The 289-nt window shown below is 57.1% G+C and carries 1 protein-coding gene; it reads right to left on the minus strand.

Annotation, left to right across the window (positions count from 1 at the left end; genetic code table 11):
• On the minus strand, positions 1–255 hold a 255-nt coding region (locus WDW90_RS38930), incomplete at its 3' end, for a MucR family transcriptional regulator (RefSeq protein WP_336492975.1).
• Positions 256–289: the final 34 nt, after the last annotated feature.

Consider the following 289-nt stretch of genomic DNA (forward strand, 5'->3'; position numbering starts at 1 on the left):
GTACGGCTTTCCGTCCTCGAAGCTGATCAGGTAGTCAGGGGTGATCGATTTCTTGATCTGCGAAGCCGGCACCTTCTCGACGCTCTGGCTCGCTTGTCCTGGGCCCGTGGCAGCTGCGATCAGCGAGGCATGCACGCTCGCGAGCAGTCCTGGGAGTTCGGAGGGAGGCAGAGAGTTGTTCGAGATGTAAGCCGACACGATATCGGCAGTGATTTCGACGAAGTTGTTCTGCGTATTTTCTGCCGATCCGGACATTGTAGTTTCCGCTGCTTCACGATAGCTGAACGCG

Origin of the sequence: Methylobacterium nigriterrae, assembly GCF_037106235.1 — a bacterium.
GTDB classification, from domain to species: Bacteria; Pseudomonadota; Alphaproteobacteria; order Rhizobiales; family Beijerinckiaceae; genus Methylobacterium; species Methylobacterium nigriterrae.